The following is a 17,138-nucleotide window of genomic DNA, read 5'->3' on the forward strand; positions in this document are numbered from 1 at the left end:
TGTTCTTATCTGTTGAGTACAAGGCGTTGAGTACGGCTTTGCCCGTCTTGTTCAACCTCGATTAAATAAATGCCGTTTTGCAGATGGGCAGGCGCTTGCCATTGGGTTTGTAGTGTGGTGGTGCTCCATGCGGCAATGCGGCGTCCGGCAATATCATAAACACGTATGTTGGCAGGGGCTTCGGCTTTGTCCAGCACGATATTAAAGTAACCGGTGGTGCTGGGGTTCGGATACACTGCAAAGCCTGTCTGCTCATCTTGGGTGTCTTGGTTGTAACCATTGGCTTGGCGTTCTACAACGGCAATGGTGTGTACAATATTTTTCTGCATTTGATTGCCGCGCGCTTCCAGATTGATGGCATAGATGCCCGGCTTCAGGTCTTCTGTGAAGGTAGTGTTGAACTGTCCGTTCCCGGCATGTTTGAAGCTTAAACGGTAGGCGGCACCACCTTCAGCGGGCTTGCCTTCCAAGTCGCCTACATACAGCAGGGTGCCGCTTACTTCTGCATTGTTTGGCAGATAACCATTCACCTGCACTTGCAAATGCATGGGCTCACCGCGCTCATAAGTGAGTTTTTGCGCATTGAGGTCGGAAGAGAAACGCAGGATGCTGCCTCCCTCGGTGGCAGCAATCACCACCATGCGGCTTTTACTTGCATTGAGAATAATATACTCGGTAGCTCCGACACGCTCGACTTCGGCAGTATGTACAAAATCACCCAAGAAGTCATTGCGCAAATTGGCTTCGGTTTGCAGTAAGATACGCTCCTGTGTTTGCGGGTTAAGCAACCATACCTCATCCGGTGATTCGGTGAATACTTCTATTTTAAGAGCACGTGCACCGGGCTCCACCAAAACGGTGGATTGTCCGTTTTCACTGGCTATGATTTGAGCTTGGCTCTCTACTACGGCATTGGGGTTATAGGCACCGGCTATCATTTCGGCCGCTTGTTCACGGCTGAGTGTGCCCGGCAGCTGCCCTTTGATATGGTTCCACATTTTGCTGCCTTCGGCTATTTCAAAGTGGTTGACATTGCCACGGCTGTCCAGCTTGCCGAAGATAACCGCCGAATTGGGACGTTTGGTGCTGTTGTAGTTTACCACGCCGTCGTTGCCACCGTTGCTTTTGCTGCCACCGTTCAGGTTCAAATACCAACCCGATACGGTCAATATGCCGCTATATCCCCATGCACCAAAAGTGCGGAAATTGGTTTTCGGACGATTTACATGGGGATCGGTAACACTGCGGAAATAGTCCATGTAACCGGTTTGCAGCACATAGGTTGCTTCGTTTTTTTGCCCAAATACGTAAGACAACCACGATACCCAACCGCTTTGGGCAAGGTTCGCCAAAGGCGTGCCGAAGTGCGGGGTGCCTAAGGTGATGACCCGCTCCACACGGTTGTAAGCCCCATAATGCACCAGTGCCGCGTCGCTATCTACGCCTCCTTTGCTATGTGCAATCACTACCACACGGTTTACCCCGTAATGATTGGCAATGGTATTGAGCATGCCGGCAAACATCTGCCCGTTAGCCCACATCGATTTGTCGGGGTGCACCGAAACAAAGGCTGTACGGTAGCCGTCGTTGTAGGCTTTGCTGTACATGTCGTTGTCTTCCCACCAAACGCGCGCATTGCTGGTGTATCCGTGAATGAAAACCAGCACGGGTTTGCTGCTGCTGTTGGGGGGCACGGCACCGTAATAGATGGCACCCACGTCGCCGGCACCGCCGATAAGCCCGCCGGCAGTTTGAAATCTGTCGGGTTCAACAAGCTGTACTTCGCGTATTTTTTGCGCGTAAGCTGAAATGGAAAAGGCAATCATCAATAAGATGCCTGCCAACAAGTGTACTGTTCTTTTCATAGTTTTTAAGGTTTAAAATTGTACAATAAGCATATTGTATGTAATCATACTAATATTTTTTGTTTTCACAAAAAGTATGACTATAAAATTTTATAAGTAATTTTTATTTCCACTTTTGTTAGAAAAAAGATTGCTTTTTAGAGGAATGAAAAACAGGAGTGCAGGGCAAAGCATGTAGGAAACACCAATCCCGGAAGCTGTTCTTTTTTCTTGCACTTCAGAATGAAGAGTGCCTTGTTATCTCTCATCTCACGCAGTGAGGTGAGAAATCTCAAACTCATCAAGCTACGCTACAAAACGTAAAAGAGACTCCCCGCTCTGCTCGAAATGACAAAGAAGGGAAACAGGAAAGACAGGGCGGGGCTCAAAAGAGTGAAAAAGCCCCGGGTGGCAACAAAAGCACACGATAAAAAGGCAAAGCGCTTTTATCTTATGAAGCCGGTCCGCAAGCATTCCCGGCTTTAAGCCTGCAGGTAAGGTAAAATAGCCGATTCAGAAATTTGATTCCACCGGTTCATCTTTTGCTTGAACGCCTGTACATGTTCCCATACTTTTTTGGTAGGGGCATCCTGAGCGGCCAGCTCTTCCAACAGCTGCGCGGTGGTGTTTTGCAAGGCGCGCAAAACTTCGGCAGGATAGGGACGCACTTCCACCTTGCCTTCCGAAATGATTTTTTCTAAATACTCGGCATTTTTGGCTTCAAACTCTGACAGCATCCACAGGTTGGCACGCAGAGCAGCAGTGCGTATGATTTCCTGTAAGCTGGGCGGCAGCGATTCAAAAGCTTGTTTGTTGACCAGCAGCTCCAGCGTAGCCCCCGGTTCGTGCCAGCCGGGATAGTAATAATAGCGTGCTATTTTGTGAAAGCCCAAGGTATAGTCATGGTAGGGACCGATCCACTCGGCGGCATCGATCACCCCGCGCTCGAGGCTGGTGTATATTTCACTGCCCGCTATTTGCACGGCAGCGCCTCCCATACGGTCCAGCACTTTGCCCCCCAAGCCCGGAATGCGCATCTTTAAGCCTTTCAGGTCGGCCGGTGTGTTGATTTCACGGTTGAACCAGCCGCCCATCTGCACGCCCGTGTTACCGGCAGGGAAGGGAATCACATTGTAAGGGGCATAAATCTCTTGCCAGAGTTGCCAGCCGCCCCCGCTGATGAGCCATGCATTCATTTGTTGTGCGTTGAAGCCAAAGGGGACAGCCGCGAAGAAGTTGGCAGCCGGTATTTTGCCGCTCCAGTAATAGGCAGCGCCATGCCCTATTTGAATGCTGCCGTTGCTTACGGCATCGAACACTTCGAGTGGGGGAATCAGCTCACCGCCGCCATACACTTTTATTTTCAGGCGCCCTGCCGACATGATTTCCACTTGCTTGGCAAACAACTGCACGCCTTCGCCCAGAATAGGGAAATTGGGGGGCCAAGTGGTAGCTGCCATCCATTCGATGCTTTCACCGTTGTATGTTTCCGTTGCTTGTGCGAGCCCGGCGGCTTGCTTAAGGTCGTCGCGGCAAGCCGAAAGCCCCAGCAGGCTGCCGGCAGCCAAGGTTTGCAGGCTCTTTTTAAGAAAGTCTCTACGGGGCGGTATATGCTTGTTTGTATCTTGCTGCATTATTTTTTTGGTTTATTTATTCAACACATCAGGCAACCACAAGACCAATCCGGGGAAGAGGTAAATTAGCAATAGCACCACTACTTGCACCAGAAGGAAAGGAACAACACCCCGGTAAATATCGCTTGTGCGCACCTCTTTGGGGGCCACGCCTTTCAGGTAAAAAAGCGAAAAACCAAAGGGCGGCGTGAGAAACGAACTCTGCAGGTTCATGGCTATGAGAATACCCACCCACAGCAAGTCGAAACCAAACTTTTGAAAAAGGGGCGTAAGAATGGGCACAAAAATAAAAGTGATTTCGATAAAGTCGATGAAAAAGCCTGCTATGAATATGCCCAGCATGGTCAACCAGAAGAAGGCGGCAGGCGAAAGCTCGCTTTGCGTGATGGCTTCTATGATGAGGCGTTCGCCCTGCAATGCCCGGAAGGTAAGGCTGAAAGCTGCAGCACCTACCAGTATCATGAAGACCATTGAGGTCAGGAAGGTGGTCTCACTCATCACTTCTTTCAATACCTTCATAGAGAGCTTACCTTGCGCCGCAGTCATCAATGAGGCAGCCAAGGCACCAATGCCGGCGGCTTCGGTGGGGGTGGCTATGCCGGCAAAGATGGAGCCCAATACCGCCAATATAAGCAGGAAAGGGAGTAAGAAACTAAGCAATATATCTTTCGTCATAGAGCCACTGCGAAAGGCAGCCAGTTCTTCTTTGCTTGCGGCAGGCGCCTGCTGAGGATGAAGCCGGGCATACACCAACACATACACCACATAACCAAGTGAGAGCAGCAAACCCGGTATGACTGCCCCCATGAACATGTCGCCTACGGGCACATTCATGACACTACCTAAAAGAATCAATACAATGCTGGGCGGGATAATTTGTCCCAAGGTACCTGCCGATACAATCACGCCCGTAGCCAAACGCTTGGAGTATTGGCGTTTGAGCATGGTGGGAAGGCTCAGCAAGCCCATGGTTACTACCGTAGCCCCCACAATACCTGTGGAAGCCGCCAGAAGAATACCCACAATAATGACCGCCAGGGCAAGACCACCCCGCAGGCGGCCCATCAACAGCGTAAGCGTTTGCAGCATGCGTTCGGCAATGCCCGACTTCTCGAGCATCAAACCCATAAAGATGAAAAGGGGCACTGCCAGTAGAACGATATTTTGCATGTTGCCATAGATGCGCAGAGGCAACAAATCGAAAAACTTAATGCCCATCACCATGCTGCCCACCCAGATGGACACGCCCCCTAAGGCAAAAGCCACCGGATAGCCCAGAAACAAAACCACCAGTATGGCAACAAATAAAATCAGCGCAAATATTTCCAAACTCATAGTTTAATCGTTTGAATGCTTGGCAGAATAACTACCATAGCGAATCACATATACGCACTTGGCTATTTCTACAATCCCTTGCAGCCCCAGCAAAACAGCGGCTGCCGGAATTGCCGATTTGATAATGAAGCGGTAGGGCAACCCGCCCGGATCGGGCGACTGCTCTTGCATGACGAAAGCACGGTACACAAAAGGCTCGGAGGCATAGAAGAGCACAAAGCAGAAAGGAAGCAGCAAAAGCAGATGCCCCAACAGGTTGAGCCATGCTTTTTGTTTGCCGGACAGGCGGGCATAAATCACGTCCACCCGCACGTGCTTGTCGTGGCGCAGGGCGTAGCCGCTGCCCAGTAAAAACATAAGAGAAAAAAGATGCCATTCAAGCTCGGGGAAAAGGGCACTGCCTTCCTTGAGCAAATAACGGAAAGTAACATCGACACAGACGACCAGCACCATGAGCAGGGCAGTCCATCGGATGCCCCTGCCTATGTACTCATTGAACCGGTCGAGGTGGTCAACCCATATCCGGAAGTAGTCCTTTGACATAAAGTGCTTTTTTCGGCAAAAAATACAACGAATGCTTTGAAAAGTCAAAAAACAACTTCTTCTTTCGAAAAAAGCATTCGAAGCCTGCCTTCAAACGAGCACATCATTGCTTTTACTTTTGAGGCTCACACAGCATGTCATCTCGAACGGAGCGAAGCGTAGAGTGTCATTTCGAACCGAACGTAGTGAGGTGAGAAATCTCATCAAGAAACCACGCCACAAAACGTAAAATAGATTTCTCGCTAACGCTCGAAATGACAAGAGGGGATACTCGAAAGGGGGAAGGATGTGCTCGAAACGACAACCAAAAAGAAAGGCAAACAAAAAAGGGCTTTCAGCTGAAAGCCCTTCGTATGCTAAAGCCCCGGGGCGCTTATTTAGCCAATGCCATCAACAAATCGGCTTGGGTGATGATGTGCACTTGGTTGTTTTCATCGCGCACCAGCAGAGCCTTGTTTTCTTTGTCGAGCAAAGAAGAGAGCACGTCGAGGGTGTTGTCCATGCCCACGAACTTAAACGGCGGGTCCATCACTTCACGGATGGCAGTTTGCCGCAGGTCGGGGTTTTCTATGAGCTTATGCAGCAGTTTCGACTCGCTGAGGCTGCCGGTAAAGTGCCCTGCTTCATCGACCACAGGCAATTGCGAAATGCCTTCTTTCAACATGAGGGCTACGGCTTCGCCTACGGTTTGTTTTTCGTTTATGGTTATCAAGCGGCTGTTCCCTTTGCTGCGGATAATGTCGCGTGCGGTGGCAAAGTCGCGGCGTTCGAGGAAACCGTGGTCACGCATCCAATCATCATTGTATATCTTATTGAGGTAGCGGGTGCCGTGGTCGGGCAGTATAATCACCATCACATCGTCTTCTTTCATATGGTCGCGGGCATATTCCAAAGCACCATGCACGGCAGCCCCGCACGACCAGCCCACAAACAAGCCTTCTTCGCGTGCCAAGCGGCGGGTCATCAGTGCCGCATCTTTGTCGGTTACTTTCACGAAGCGGTCTATCAGCGAAAAATCGACGTTTTTGGGCAGAATGTCTTCGCCTATGCCTTCGGTGAGGTAGGGATAAATTTCGTTTTCGTCGAAGATGCCCGTTTCATGGTATTTTTTAAACACCGAACCATAGGTGTCAATACCCAGCACAAACACATTGGGGTTTTGCTCTTTGAGGTACTGCGCCGTGCCCGAGATGGTGCCGCCTGTGCCCACGCCGGCAGCAAAGTGTGTGATTTTGCCTTCGGTTTGTTGCCATATCTCGGGACCGGTGGTCTCGTAGTGTGCCTGCTTGTTCGACAGGTTGTCGTATTGGTTCGGGTAGAAAGAGTTCGGAATCTCGCGGTTCAGCTTCTTGGCTACCGAGTAGTAAGAGCGCGGATCATCGGGCGGCACGTTGGTGGGGCACACCACCACTTCGGCGCCCAGTGCCCGCAGCACATTGATTTTTTCCTGCGACTGCTTGTCGGCTACGGTGAAAATACATTTATATCCTTTGGCAATGGCCACCAATGCCAAGCCCATGCCGGTGTTGCCCGAAGTACCTTCGATGATGGTGCCGCCCGGTTTCAAAATGCCGGCTTTTTCGGCGTCTTCTATCATCTTCAGGGCTATGCGGTCTTTGATGGAGTTGCCCGGGTTGAAGTATTCCACCTTTGCCAGGATGGTGCCGGGAATGCCTTGGCTCACTTTGTTGAGCTTCACCAGTGGCGTGTTGCCAATGGCTTTTATAAGATGCTGATAGTATTGCATAAGTATCTCTTCTGATTTGCCCGCAAAGTTACAAAAAATAGGCAGACATGGGGGAGGTGTGTTTTTTTATTGGAATCAAAAAAAATTACACAAAAAACTTGACATGCTTTTTTTTTAGCATTGTGTAGTGTCGACATAGCACCGGTGCAATCACTAAAAAGCGTATCCCTTTGCCTGCCCGCTACCACAGGCATTGGCTGCAAAACAAAATGGTTGAACTCTTAAAATTGTATTTGTTATGAAGAAGTTAGTTGTATTCTTAATGCCATTGGTTTTGCTTACTTCTTGTAAGAAAGAGCAGGGCGTGAGTCCTACTGCTAATTTTGAAAAGGAAATAGAATTTCTAAAAGAAATGAATATAAGTAGTTTAAATTTGGTTGTTTCAAGCTTAGGAGATGCTATAAGTCGTATTGATAAAGATAAAGTTAATTTAAGTCAAAGACGTCTAATAAAAGAAACGGCTTTAGGGCTTAATGGTAGATATTTTAATGCAGATGAAAAAACTATAGTAAATTTCTTAAATAATTACGGCGAACTGATACTGCCTGGTTCTTTTAATAAAAAATATAAGGATGAATACTTTATTGATCTTTCAACGTTTGATGTCTATAATGAAAGGCAGCTGGTCTTGCTACAACCGTTTATAGACAATATTATGAATGAAAGCGATATGAATAAAGTTAAATCAGAAGCTATCGCTTTTCAACTGTCAGTTATAAATTCAACATTGTCTAATAATGAAAAAGTGCAAATATTATCATTAACTACCTGCATCATATCTTTTGTAGAGTTTATTGAGGGTGGTGGTATTGAGAAAGTTCAGGAGATTTTAGCGGAAGAAATGGAGGCAAAGCCTTTCTCTAATGGAAGAAATATGGGATGCTCGGTAAATACTCGGAGTGTATTGGCAGGAGCTGTCGTTGGATTTATGCAGGGAGCAATCGGCGGATGTTATGCAGGGGCGGCAGGTGGTACAGTAACCTTCCCCATTGTTGGAACTGTGACAGGATGTGTAAGTGCAGGTATGGTTGGCGGAGCTATTGGTTTTGCAACAGGAGCTGTAACTGGGATAATTACAGAGCTAATCACATCTTGTGGGCGATAATCAAGGTATGAATTATGAATAAGAATAAAAAAAAGCTGAGAGTAGTCTTGCTTATTTCAAGTATAGGTGCATCACTACTTCATATGATGCTGTTGGGGGCATGGGATATAAGAGAGGTCGAATTCTATAAATCGTTATTCCTTGGTATTGTTTTATACTTTTGTTTTCGCTTGGTTTTCAAAGACTCAGTAAGTGAAAAGTAGAAGCCTACATGCACCCTGTTAGAAGTACAGTAGAGGGGGGCTTCTGCAAAAATAATATAGTTGATAGTGATAGCTGGCAGGAAAGGTGAAATACCGCCAACCTGACTGTCGATTGATACTTTAAGGAAGCTTGACAAAGGGACAAGCTTCCTTTTTATTTAGCTGATTTGTTATATTTTAGTAACTAAAAATAAAATTATTATGCGACATTACATATTTGTAGCTTTCTTACTACTTATGACAACAAGCGTCCCCCAGATTTCCTGGGCGCAGGTCAATGTGCCAGAGGAAGGGACAGCTTTCTTGCGCGTAGCATACCGTGCTTGGGGCGAAGTAGATTCCGTAAAAAAGAGGACGATGCTGATAGATACCCTGCATTTACTGATTGGTGACCAAGGCGGTTTTTATTTTGATCCTGCGATTTTTAAGGAAGACTCTATCATTCATAATATGGATTTGCAAAGGCAGCGGGGCGATATCATTGTAATAGATGTGACCCAGCCGCCGGATTATACAGCTACGCCCTTGAATTGGGAGCGCATATGGCAACGCCCCAATTGGTTGGTAGTTTATACGGAGTTGAAGTACGGCAAGATGAAATATGTTGAACAAGGGATACTTGATTGGCAGATTTTTGAAGAAACGGAAGAAGTCAATGGCTTGGTGTTGCAAAAGGCAAAAACGACCTATGGTGGACGGGAGTGGACAGCTTGGTTTGCCAAAGATATTCCTTTGCCTTACGGACCATGGAAGCTTCGTGGTTTGCCCGGCTTGATTGTGAAAGCCAAAAGTAGCGGCACATCGCCGTACTACTTCTTGATGGTGGGTATAGAGAAGGTACAAATGCCCATGAAGTTGTTTTACGCCCCCTCTTTGGAAAAAGAGTATGTGGAAGCAAGCCATGAAGAGGCAATAGAATATTTGCACTTTTATTATACCAATCCGGCGCAGGCAACCCTCATAGGTATGCAGAAAGGCGGTTTGACGTTGCCCGGCATAGAACGGAGTATAGCAAAAATGAAAGGCTTTGAACACTTTAACCCCATGGAATTCTTAGCGGAGAAGCGGCAGGCAAAAAAGTAGTGGTGCAACAGGCAAGTGCCGGCATGTGAGTTTTTGTCAATCCAAGTATATTGTTTTATGAAGTCAAAAGTGAGTTTCTTGTTTGTTGAGCTATTGACACTGATGTGCTTAACAGCTTCGATTCATGCACAAACAGCAGAAGAGCGCGCCTTGCTTAGGGCAGCCTACCGTGTAACAGGGCAGTTGGATTCCCTAAATAAGGAAACTGTACTGGTCGATACGCTTTGGCTGACTGTTTGTGAGGGAAAAGCGTACTATCATCACCCTCTATTTTACCGGCAAGACTCGCTGAACTATGCAATGGAAAACATGACCATTGAAGAATACAGCCGGGTGTATGGCGGGGTATTCAAGGGGGGGAGTGTGTACAAGAAAAATTACTTGAATAACGACGTATGTGTTCAGCTGCGGCAATAAAAGCATAGTATATACTTCATGGGGTGTGAATAATGTGTATTATACCGAGGCGCAACTACCCCAATGGTCCATTGAGCAAGAAGAAGAGAACGTGGCCGGTTTTCGATGTCAAAGAGCAACTACCACATGGCGGAGGCGTCGCTGGGTGGCTTGGTTTACAAGAGAAGTGCCTTTGCCTTTTGGACCGTGGAAGTTGCGCGGTTTGCCCGGTTTGATTGTGAAGGCAGAAAGCAGCGGTACCGCCCCTTATCGTTTCGAGCTGGTCGGCATTGAAAAAATAGACGTACCGGCAAAAATATTTTATAGCGATGCTTCATTGGAACGCTATATGCCAAGCACCTTTGAAGAATACACAGAACTTGTATATCAGAAGTACATGGAACCGGAGAAGTTCTATAAGATGGTTTTAATATCTATCGGCATGAGGAACGTTTCCTTCGCAGGTAGTTATGAAGCCATCGAGCACTTCAACCCCATGGAGTTCTTGCCGGAGAGGAACGGGAAGAAGCAATAATGTAGCACGCACATATCATTTGCATGGAATGAAGCGGTTTTGCCCCTACTTTTTTGCTTTGATTTTGACAAGCTGTTTGCCGGGAGCATTGCATGCCCAACGGTCTCTTGGAGGGCGTGGTGCAAGACACGGCGGCGCAGCCTCTTGCCCTATGCCAATGTGTTGCTGACCGATTCTACCGGGCAGCGAATCTATGCCCACTCAATCACCGACGAAGCAGGGCGCTTCATGCTTTCCATAGCCGACAGCCTGAAGCACGCATGGCTGGAATTCTCTTTTTACGGCTATGCTACCCGCCGCCTGTCGCTCGCTGCTTTTGAGCAGTTGCCGCCACCCCGCACGGTCCGGCTCAGCGAAGCCCCCCTGCAAATTCGAGAGGTGAAGATAGAAGACCGCCCCGTGGAAATCCGTTCCGATACGGTAGTGTATGACCTGAACCAATTCCTTGAAAAGCAGGACATCAGTCTGGAGGAGGTGCTGCGACGCATGCCCGGCATAGAAGTGCTTGACAACGGTACCATTCGCTACAAAGGCAAAGCCATCAACCGTTTCTATGTGGAAGGCTTGAACTTATTGGATGCCAACTATACACTGGCAAGCCGCAACATGCGCCCACAGACTGTGGAGCGCATCGAGGTGTACGAGAATCATCAACCGGTGAAAATGCTCGACAGCATGGGCGTCAGGAGCGACGCGCCGGCGATGAATGTGATTCTCAAAGAGGAGTTCAAGGGCAAAGCCGATGTGGTCAATACCGTTGCCGCAGGCATCGACCACCGTCAACGCATTCTGGGTGCCTACCACGGGCAGTGGATGCGCTTCGGAAGCAGCAGGCAAAGCCTGCACTTGCTGAAAGCCAACAACACAGGCGAGCAGCTTGCCGGTGAGCTGCAAAGAGTGGTGATAGGGGGCAGTGCCACCTGGGATAATGTCTTCTCTCTCTTGCAAGAGCGCTCTGTTTACGGTGTGGTGAAAGACAGCCCCCCTTTCAGACCGCAACTTTTTTTATACAACCAATCGGCGAGTGTGGCACTCAACGGCATGCTCAAAAACGAGCGGGATGTGGAATGGAAGAGCAAGCTGCATTACAGCTTCGACCAAAACGACTGGCAGCCCGAAGCGCGGCAGCGCTTTTTTCTACCTGCCGACACCATCGATTTTGTAGAACCACAGCGCTGGCAAGAGCAGCGGCATCAGTGGCGTGCAGAAATACAGGCGGAAAAGAACCTCGCTACCGCTTTTGTGCGGCATTATATTGAAGTGAAGGGGCATGCGAACATGGCACAGGTGGCTTTTCCTGCTCAAGCCATAGAGCAACAGCTGGAACAACTCAACCTTCAGCTTGCCTATGCTTTTAGCCGTATGCGCCCTACTGCTGCCGGCGGGGCTGTCTTTCAGCAATGGCAAAGCCGTTTGCAGATAGGGCAGGAGCAATTGGCACTGCGGCCGGGGCTGTTCCCGCAGGTGTGGAACGGAGGAGAAGCCTACGAGGGATTGGATGCCCGCCTGCAGCCCTTGCGGTGGATGGGCGCAGGGCTGTATGCACTTCGCATAGAGGCTTGGGATATGGAAGGTAGTCTGCAGGCAGGCTATGCCGCTTTGAACCCGGCTTTTGAGCGCCTTGTGCCCGAAGCAAGCCCGGTGGATTCCATGAGCTGGCAGGCGGCACAGGCATACATACAGCCGGGCGTGAGTCTAAAGCGCACTTTCCGTTGGGGTAAACGCAACGAGCTGGTGCAGGCTTTTCAGGCAAAGCCCTATTGGTTGCACCTGCCCACAGAAGAAGCACGATGGTTGTTTGCCGGCGAAACCCGGAGCCAGTGGCATAAAAAAATAGACCTTCGCAACGAATTGTATGCCACCTTTCGTTTGGCGCGTGAAGTCGATGCCGAAACCTTTTACAGCCCCCGCCCTTTGTTGCACGACTACCGGACTGTTTATGTGCAAGGCAACCGCCCTTTTGTTTCCGACTTGGCTTCTGTTTATGTTACCTATGCTTATTCGGACCTGCTGAAAGGCATTCACTGGCGCCTGATGGCGAGCGGGCAAGGCGCTTTTCAAAACTATCAAGCCCAAAGCCGTTACATCGAGCGGCTGGCTATTACAGAAATGTTGCCGGAGCGCGTGCCGGTGCAGCAGGGGCAAGTAGAAATGCAAGGCGGGAAATACCTGAGCCGCTTTAATGCTTCCGTAGGTTTGCACTACCGACGGTCGTGGCAGGCAATCTTGCGTCGCTTCAATGGCATTGAAACGCGGCTCAGCAACCAAGTGCACGATTGGGGCGTAAAGCTTGACTTCCCCCTAACTACCGCATGGCGTTATGAGGGGCAATTTCAGTACACATACAGCCTGTTGCGTTTAAATGAAGAGGCACAACCCGGCGTGTATCAATGGGAGTGGTATTCAAAGTTGCACTATGTAGCCGGCAGCTTCAAAGGCGCTTTCTCTGTAAGGTGGCAACATAATGAAAGTGATGGCAGTGCAGCCACTTTGTTGCTGGGCGATTTGAGTGCTTCCTGGCGTGTGAAACGTATGGAAATGGGCATCAAGGCAACCAACCTGTGGAATGTGGAGGCTTACCGTGCTTTCCGTTTGTCCGAAAATACCTTGTCAGAGCTTTATTATCCAATGCGTCCCTTGTCCGTGCTTCTTTCTGCCCGCTGGGTGTGGTGAGTGGCGTTGATTCTGTGGTTTTTGAATAATTGCGAGAAAATATTGACTTAATCCGCTTTTTTGAGGATATTGATACGAAAGATGCTGAGCTAAAAATAAAATTGACCATGATGAATTTTCGTATCAAATCCTTCGAAGAGTATCAAAGCACTTACCGCCGCAGCGTAGAAGACCCGGAGGGCTTCTGGAATGAGATTGCTGGCGAATATCATTGGTTTGCCCCCTGGCAGAAAACACTTGAATGGGAGTTTGACACCCCGTCTGTGAAGTGGTTTTTGGGCGGAAAGACCAACATCACTTACAACTGTCTGGACCGCCACTTGGAAAGCCATGCCGGCAAAACAGCCATCATTTGGGAACCCAATGACCCGGACGAAGCGCCCCTTCGCCTGACCTACCGGGAGCTTTATGAGCAGGTGTGCCGCTTTGCCAACGTACTCAAGCGCAATGGCATTCAAAAAGGCGACCGCGTGGCCATCTATATGCCCATGATTCCCGAGCTGGCCATCGCTGTGTTGGCATGTGCCCGCATCGGGGCGGTGCATTCGGTCGTTTTTGCCGGCTTTTCGGCTTCGGCGCTGGCCGACCGCATCAAAGATGCCCGCGCAGTGGCAGTTATTACCGCCGACGGCATGAAGCGGGGTGCCAAAGAAATGCCTGTGAAAACGGTGGTTGATGAAGCCATTGCCATGGGGTGCGACTCGGTGAAGCGGGTAATTGTAGCAAATCGACTGGGGCAGGAGGTGAACATGCAGGAAGGGCGCGATGTGTGGTTGCACGAAGAACTAAAACAGGTATCTGACGAATGCCCCGCAGTGCCCATGGACAGCGAGGACATGCTGTTTATTCTTTACACTTCCGGCTCTACAGGCAAGCCCAAAGGTGTGGTGCACACAGTGGGTGGTTATATGGTTTATGCAGGCTACACTTTCTTGAATGTGTTTCAGTACAAAGAAGGGGAGGTGTATTGGTGTACTGCCGACATAGGCTGGATTACCGGGCATACTTACCTGGTGTATGGTCCTTTGTTGAACGGTGCCACTACCCTCATGTTTGAAGGGGTGCCTACTTATCCGGACGCGGGGCGTTTCTGGCAGGTAGTAGACAAGCACCAAGTGAATATCTTCTATACTGCACCCACCGCCATACGGGCGCTTATGGGGGCCGGCTTGGATTATGTAAGACCCTATTCGCTTGACTCATTGCGTGTGCTGGGCACCGTAGGGGAGCCCATCAACGAAGAGGCATGGCACTGGTACCACACCCATATAGGTAAGGGACGCTGCCCCATTGTGGATACATGGTGGCAAACCGAAACCGGCGGTATTATGATTTCTTCATTAGCCGGCATCTACGACTCGAAGCCCGCCCATGCAGGCTTGCCTTTGCCCGGCGTGCAGCCTGTGTTGTTAGATGCCGATGGGAAAGAAATTGAAGAAAACAACAAAGAGGGGCTGCTCTGTATTAAATTCCCTTGGCCTTCTATGCTGCGCACCACCTATGGCGACCACGAGCGTTGCCGCCAGACCTATTTTTCTGCTTTTAAAGGCTATTACTTCACCGGCGATGGTGCACGCCGCGACGAAAAGGGACTTTACCGTATCATTGGGCGTGTTGATGATGTTATTAATGTGTCGGGGCACCGCTTGGGTACTGCCGAAATAGAAAATGCCATCAACCAGTCCAAAATGGTCGTAGAATCAGCAGTGGTAGGGTATCCGCATCCGGTCAAAGGGCAGGGCATTTATGCCTATGTAATTCCGGCAGGACCGGTGAGCGACCCCGAAGCCTTAAAAGCCGACGTGATAGAGCAGGTAGTGAGTGCCATAGGCAAAATAGCACGCCCCGATAAGATTCAGATTGTCAGTGGTTTACCCAAAACCCGATCCGGTAAAATCATGCGGCGCATCTTGCGCAAAATAGCCGAAGGCGATACTTCCAACCTGGGCGATACTACCACGCTCTTAGATCCGAAAGTAGTCGATGAAATCATAGAGGGCGCACGCAATGTAAGCGAAATTTGTTAGTACCCCTTGCTATAAACGCCCCTGCCGGCAGAGGTGTTGCCCGGAAGCGCCTTTGCCGGCTTGCTGTTTTTTCTGTGCGCTTGTATGAAAACACCGGCAAGCTTACAATCAATTGCACAAGCGCCCCAAATAGCGTAACTTTGTGGTTACAATTATCTTTTCCGGAGACGGCAACCGCCAAGAAGAGCAGGTGCATTACGGGAGTGTTGTGTCTCTTTCTTTTTTTAAGAAAACACTTGATAATCAATAGATTACTTTAAAACTAAAAGCAAATGAAACTTACATTCTGGGGCGCTGCCGGTCAAGTGACGGGCAGCATGTTTTTACTTGAGACCGACGACGACTATCGTATTTTGGTCGATTGCGGTTTTGATATGGAGCGGGAGCGTTCACCCGAAGACCCCATCGATGCCCATCCGTCCCGCTTGTTTCCTTTCGAAGCCTCGATGGTCAATACTGTCATTCTGACCCATGCACACATTGACCACTCGGGCAACATTCCCAACCTGATTCGCGAAGGTTTTGAAGGGCAAATTGTTTGCACTTCGCCCACTATGACACTCACGGAGCTGCTGCTCGAAGACTCGGCTTCTATCCACGAGCGTAAGTGGAAGAAGTATCGCCGCCAAAAGGACCGTCAGCCTTTCTCTAAAAATGGTATCACACTGCCCAAAGAATGGTTTGTGAAGAAGCATGTAAACTGGGCAAAAGAGCAGTTTTTCCCTATTCAATTCAACCGCCGTTTTCAACTTGCCGAGGGCGTGCATGTTACCCTGCTGCCGGCCGGTCATTTATTGGGGGCTGCGCATGTGCTGCTGGAAGTGGTAGAACGGGGCGAAAAGAAAACAATCCTGTTTTCCGGTGATTTGGGACGCTACAACTATCCGCTCTTGCCCGACCCGGCTATTCCGCCGCAGGTCGATTATCTGATTTGCGAAAGCACTTATGGCGACAAACAACGCAGCACCGTAGGCGAGCCCGAAGAAGTGCTGCTCGATATTGTGAAGGAAGCCTGTGTGTCGAAAGCCGGCAAGCTGATTATTCCGGCGTTTAGCGTAGGGCGTACCCAGGCGCTGTTGTTTACACTCAATAAGTTGTATTTGAAGAAGAAACTACCGCCCATTAAAGTCTTTTCCGACAGCCCCTTGGCGCACAGCAGCACCCGCGCCTATATGAAATATGTGAACATGTTGAACGATGAGGCGCAAGCTTTTTATGAAGAGCACCGCGTGCTGTTTGACTTCGAAAACTTGGTGTACGTAGAAAAACTGAAGCAGAGCAAAGCTTTGGCTTATTTGAACGAGCCTTGCATTATCATCTCTTCTTCGGGCATGGTGCAAGGGGGGCGCATCGAGCACCACGTGCGTGCCAATATTCAAAACCCACAATCTACGATTTTGATGGTAGGATATGCCGCAGAGGGCACTCTGGGGCATGAACTGCTGAGTGGCGCCAAGACCATCACGGCACACAAAGAAAAAGAAGAGGTGGAGGTGCTTGCCAATATCGAAAGCATTGATGTATTCAGCGGGCATGGCGACCAAGCCGACCTTTTGCGCTTTGTGTCGCACCAAGACCCGGAGCGTTTGAAAAAAATATTTCTGGTGCATGGCGAGTTGTCTTCCATGCAGACCTTCAAACAACTACTGCACGAACGCCGCTTCCGCGATGTGGAAATTCCTATGCGGGGGCAAACTTTTGAATTGTAACGATATCAATAGACAAAGGGCAGCTACAGTAGCTGCCCTTTCTTATTTTGCTGTTGTCTTGGCCATACCTGCTTTTGTCCTTTTACCAATTTTTGAGCAAAGGCTCTTTTGTTGTTAGGGCATCCTTTCCGGTATTTTCTGTTCTCTTTTCTTTGTACTTTTTCTTCTTAGCCATATCGAGCACTTCTCTTTGCCATTTCAAGTACCCCTCTTGTCATTTCGAGCGTTAGCGAGAAATCTCTTTGCTTCTTGCAACTTGGTTTGACGAGATTAAGATTTCTCACCTCACTGCGTGAGGTTCGAA

The 17,138-nt window shown here is 49.2% G+C and carries 12 protein-coding genes; 7 read left to right on the plus strand and 5 right to left on the minus strand.

From position 1 onward, the window contains the following. Window positions 1-5: 5 nt before the first annotated feature. From QVE43_RS00455 to QVE43_RS00475, 5 genes are all read right to left on the minus strand, one after another. On the minus strand, window positions 6-1,865 hold the full coding sequence (locus QVE43_RS00455; protein WP_288003726.1) for a T9SS type A sorting domain-containing protein: 1,860 nt from the start codon (window positions 1,863-1,865) through the stop codon (window positions 6-8). A 461-nt stretch (window positions 1,866-2,326) separates the two neighbouring features. After that, a complete protein-coding gene (locus QVE43_RS00460) occupies window positions 2,327-3,478 on the minus strand; it encodes a TRAP transporter substrate-binding protein (RefSeq protein ID WP_288003727.1) in 1,152 nt (383 codons plus the stop codon). A gap of 12 nt (window positions 3,479-3,490) precedes the next feature. Further along, complete coding sequence (locus QVE43_RS00465) at window positions 3,491-4,813, minus strand: TRAP transporter large permease subunit (protein ID WP_038030763.1); 1,323 nt, start codon at window positions 4,811-4,813, stop codon at window positions 3,491-3,493. Between the two features lie 3 nt (window positions 4,814-4,816). Next, window positions 4,817-5,356: a TRAP transporter small permease subunit gene (locus QVE43_RS00470; protein ID WP_038030765.1), complete on the minus strand. Its 540-nt coding sequence runs from the start codon at window positions 5,354-5,356 to the stop codon at window positions 4,817-4,819. 373 nt (window positions 5,357-5,729) lie between these two features. Next, window positions 5,730-7,103: a cystathionine beta-synthase gene (locus QVE43_RS00475; protein WP_288003730.1), complete on the minus strand. Its 1,374-nt coding sequence runs from the start codon at window positions 7,101-7,103 to the stop codon at window positions 5,730-5,732. Window positions 7,104-7,341: 238 nt separating this feature from the next. Between QVE43_RS00475 and QVE43_RS00480 the strand changes: the two genes are divergently transcribed. The 7 genes from QVE43_RS00480 to QVE43_RS00510 all read left to right on the plus strand — a co-directional run bounded on the left by QVE43_RS00480 (window position 7,342) and on the right by QVE43_RS00510 (window position 16,834). Further along, window positions 7,342-8,208 carry a hypothetical protein gene (locus QVE43_RS00480; protein ID WP_288003731.1) on the plus strand — a complete coding sequence of 289 codons (867 nt, stop codon included), beginning with the start codon at window positions 7,342-7,344 and terminating at the stop codon, window positions 8,206-8,208. Window positions 8,209-8,612: 404 nt separating this feature from the next. Then, complete coding sequence (locus tag QVE43_RS00485) at window positions 8,613-9,494, plus strand: GLPGLI family protein (RefSeq protein ID WP_288003733.1); 882 nt, start codon at window positions 8,613-8,615, stop codon at window positions 9,492-9,494. Between the two features lie 57 nt (window positions 9,495-9,551). Further along, window positions 9,552-9,911, plus strand: coding sequence for a hypothetical protein (locus QVE43_RS00490; protein WP_288003735.1), 360 nt, complete (start codon window positions 9,552-9,554; stop codon window positions 9,909-9,911). Beyond that, complete coding sequence (locus QVE43_RS00495) at window positions 9,892-10,425, plus strand: GLPGLI family protein (protein WP_288003737.1); 534 nt, start codon at window positions 9,892-9,894, stop codon at window positions 10,423-10,425. Before QVE43_RS00490 ends, QVE43_RS00495 begins: the two co-directional genes overlap by 20 nt. Window positions 10,426-10,464: 39 nt before the next feature. Then, entirely contained in the window at window positions 10,465-13,098 is a 2,634-nt protein-coding gene (locus tag QVE43_RS00500) for a hypothetical protein (protein ID WP_288003738.1), read from the plus strand. 107 nt (window positions 13,099-13,205) lie between these two features. Further along, a complete protein-coding gene (gene acs, locus QVE43_RS00505; protein WP_288003740.1) occupies window positions 13,206-15,125 on the plus strand; it encodes an acetate--CoA ligase in 1,920 nt (639 codons plus the stop codon). Between the two features lie 272 nt (window positions 15,126-15,397). Continuing rightward, complete coding sequence (locus tag QVE43_RS00510) at window positions 15,398-16,834, plus strand: MBL fold metallo-hydrolase RNA specificity domain-containing protein (protein WP_288003742.1); 1,437 nt, start codon at window positions 15,398-15,400, stop codon at window positions 16,832-16,834. Window positions 16,835-17,138 lie beyond the last annotated feature (304 nt).

The sequence above is a fragment of the Thermonema sp. genome (assembly GCF_026003375.1).
Classification (GTDB): Bacteria; Bacteroidota; Bacteroidia; order Cytophagales; family Thermonemataceae; genus Thermonema; species Thermonema rossianum.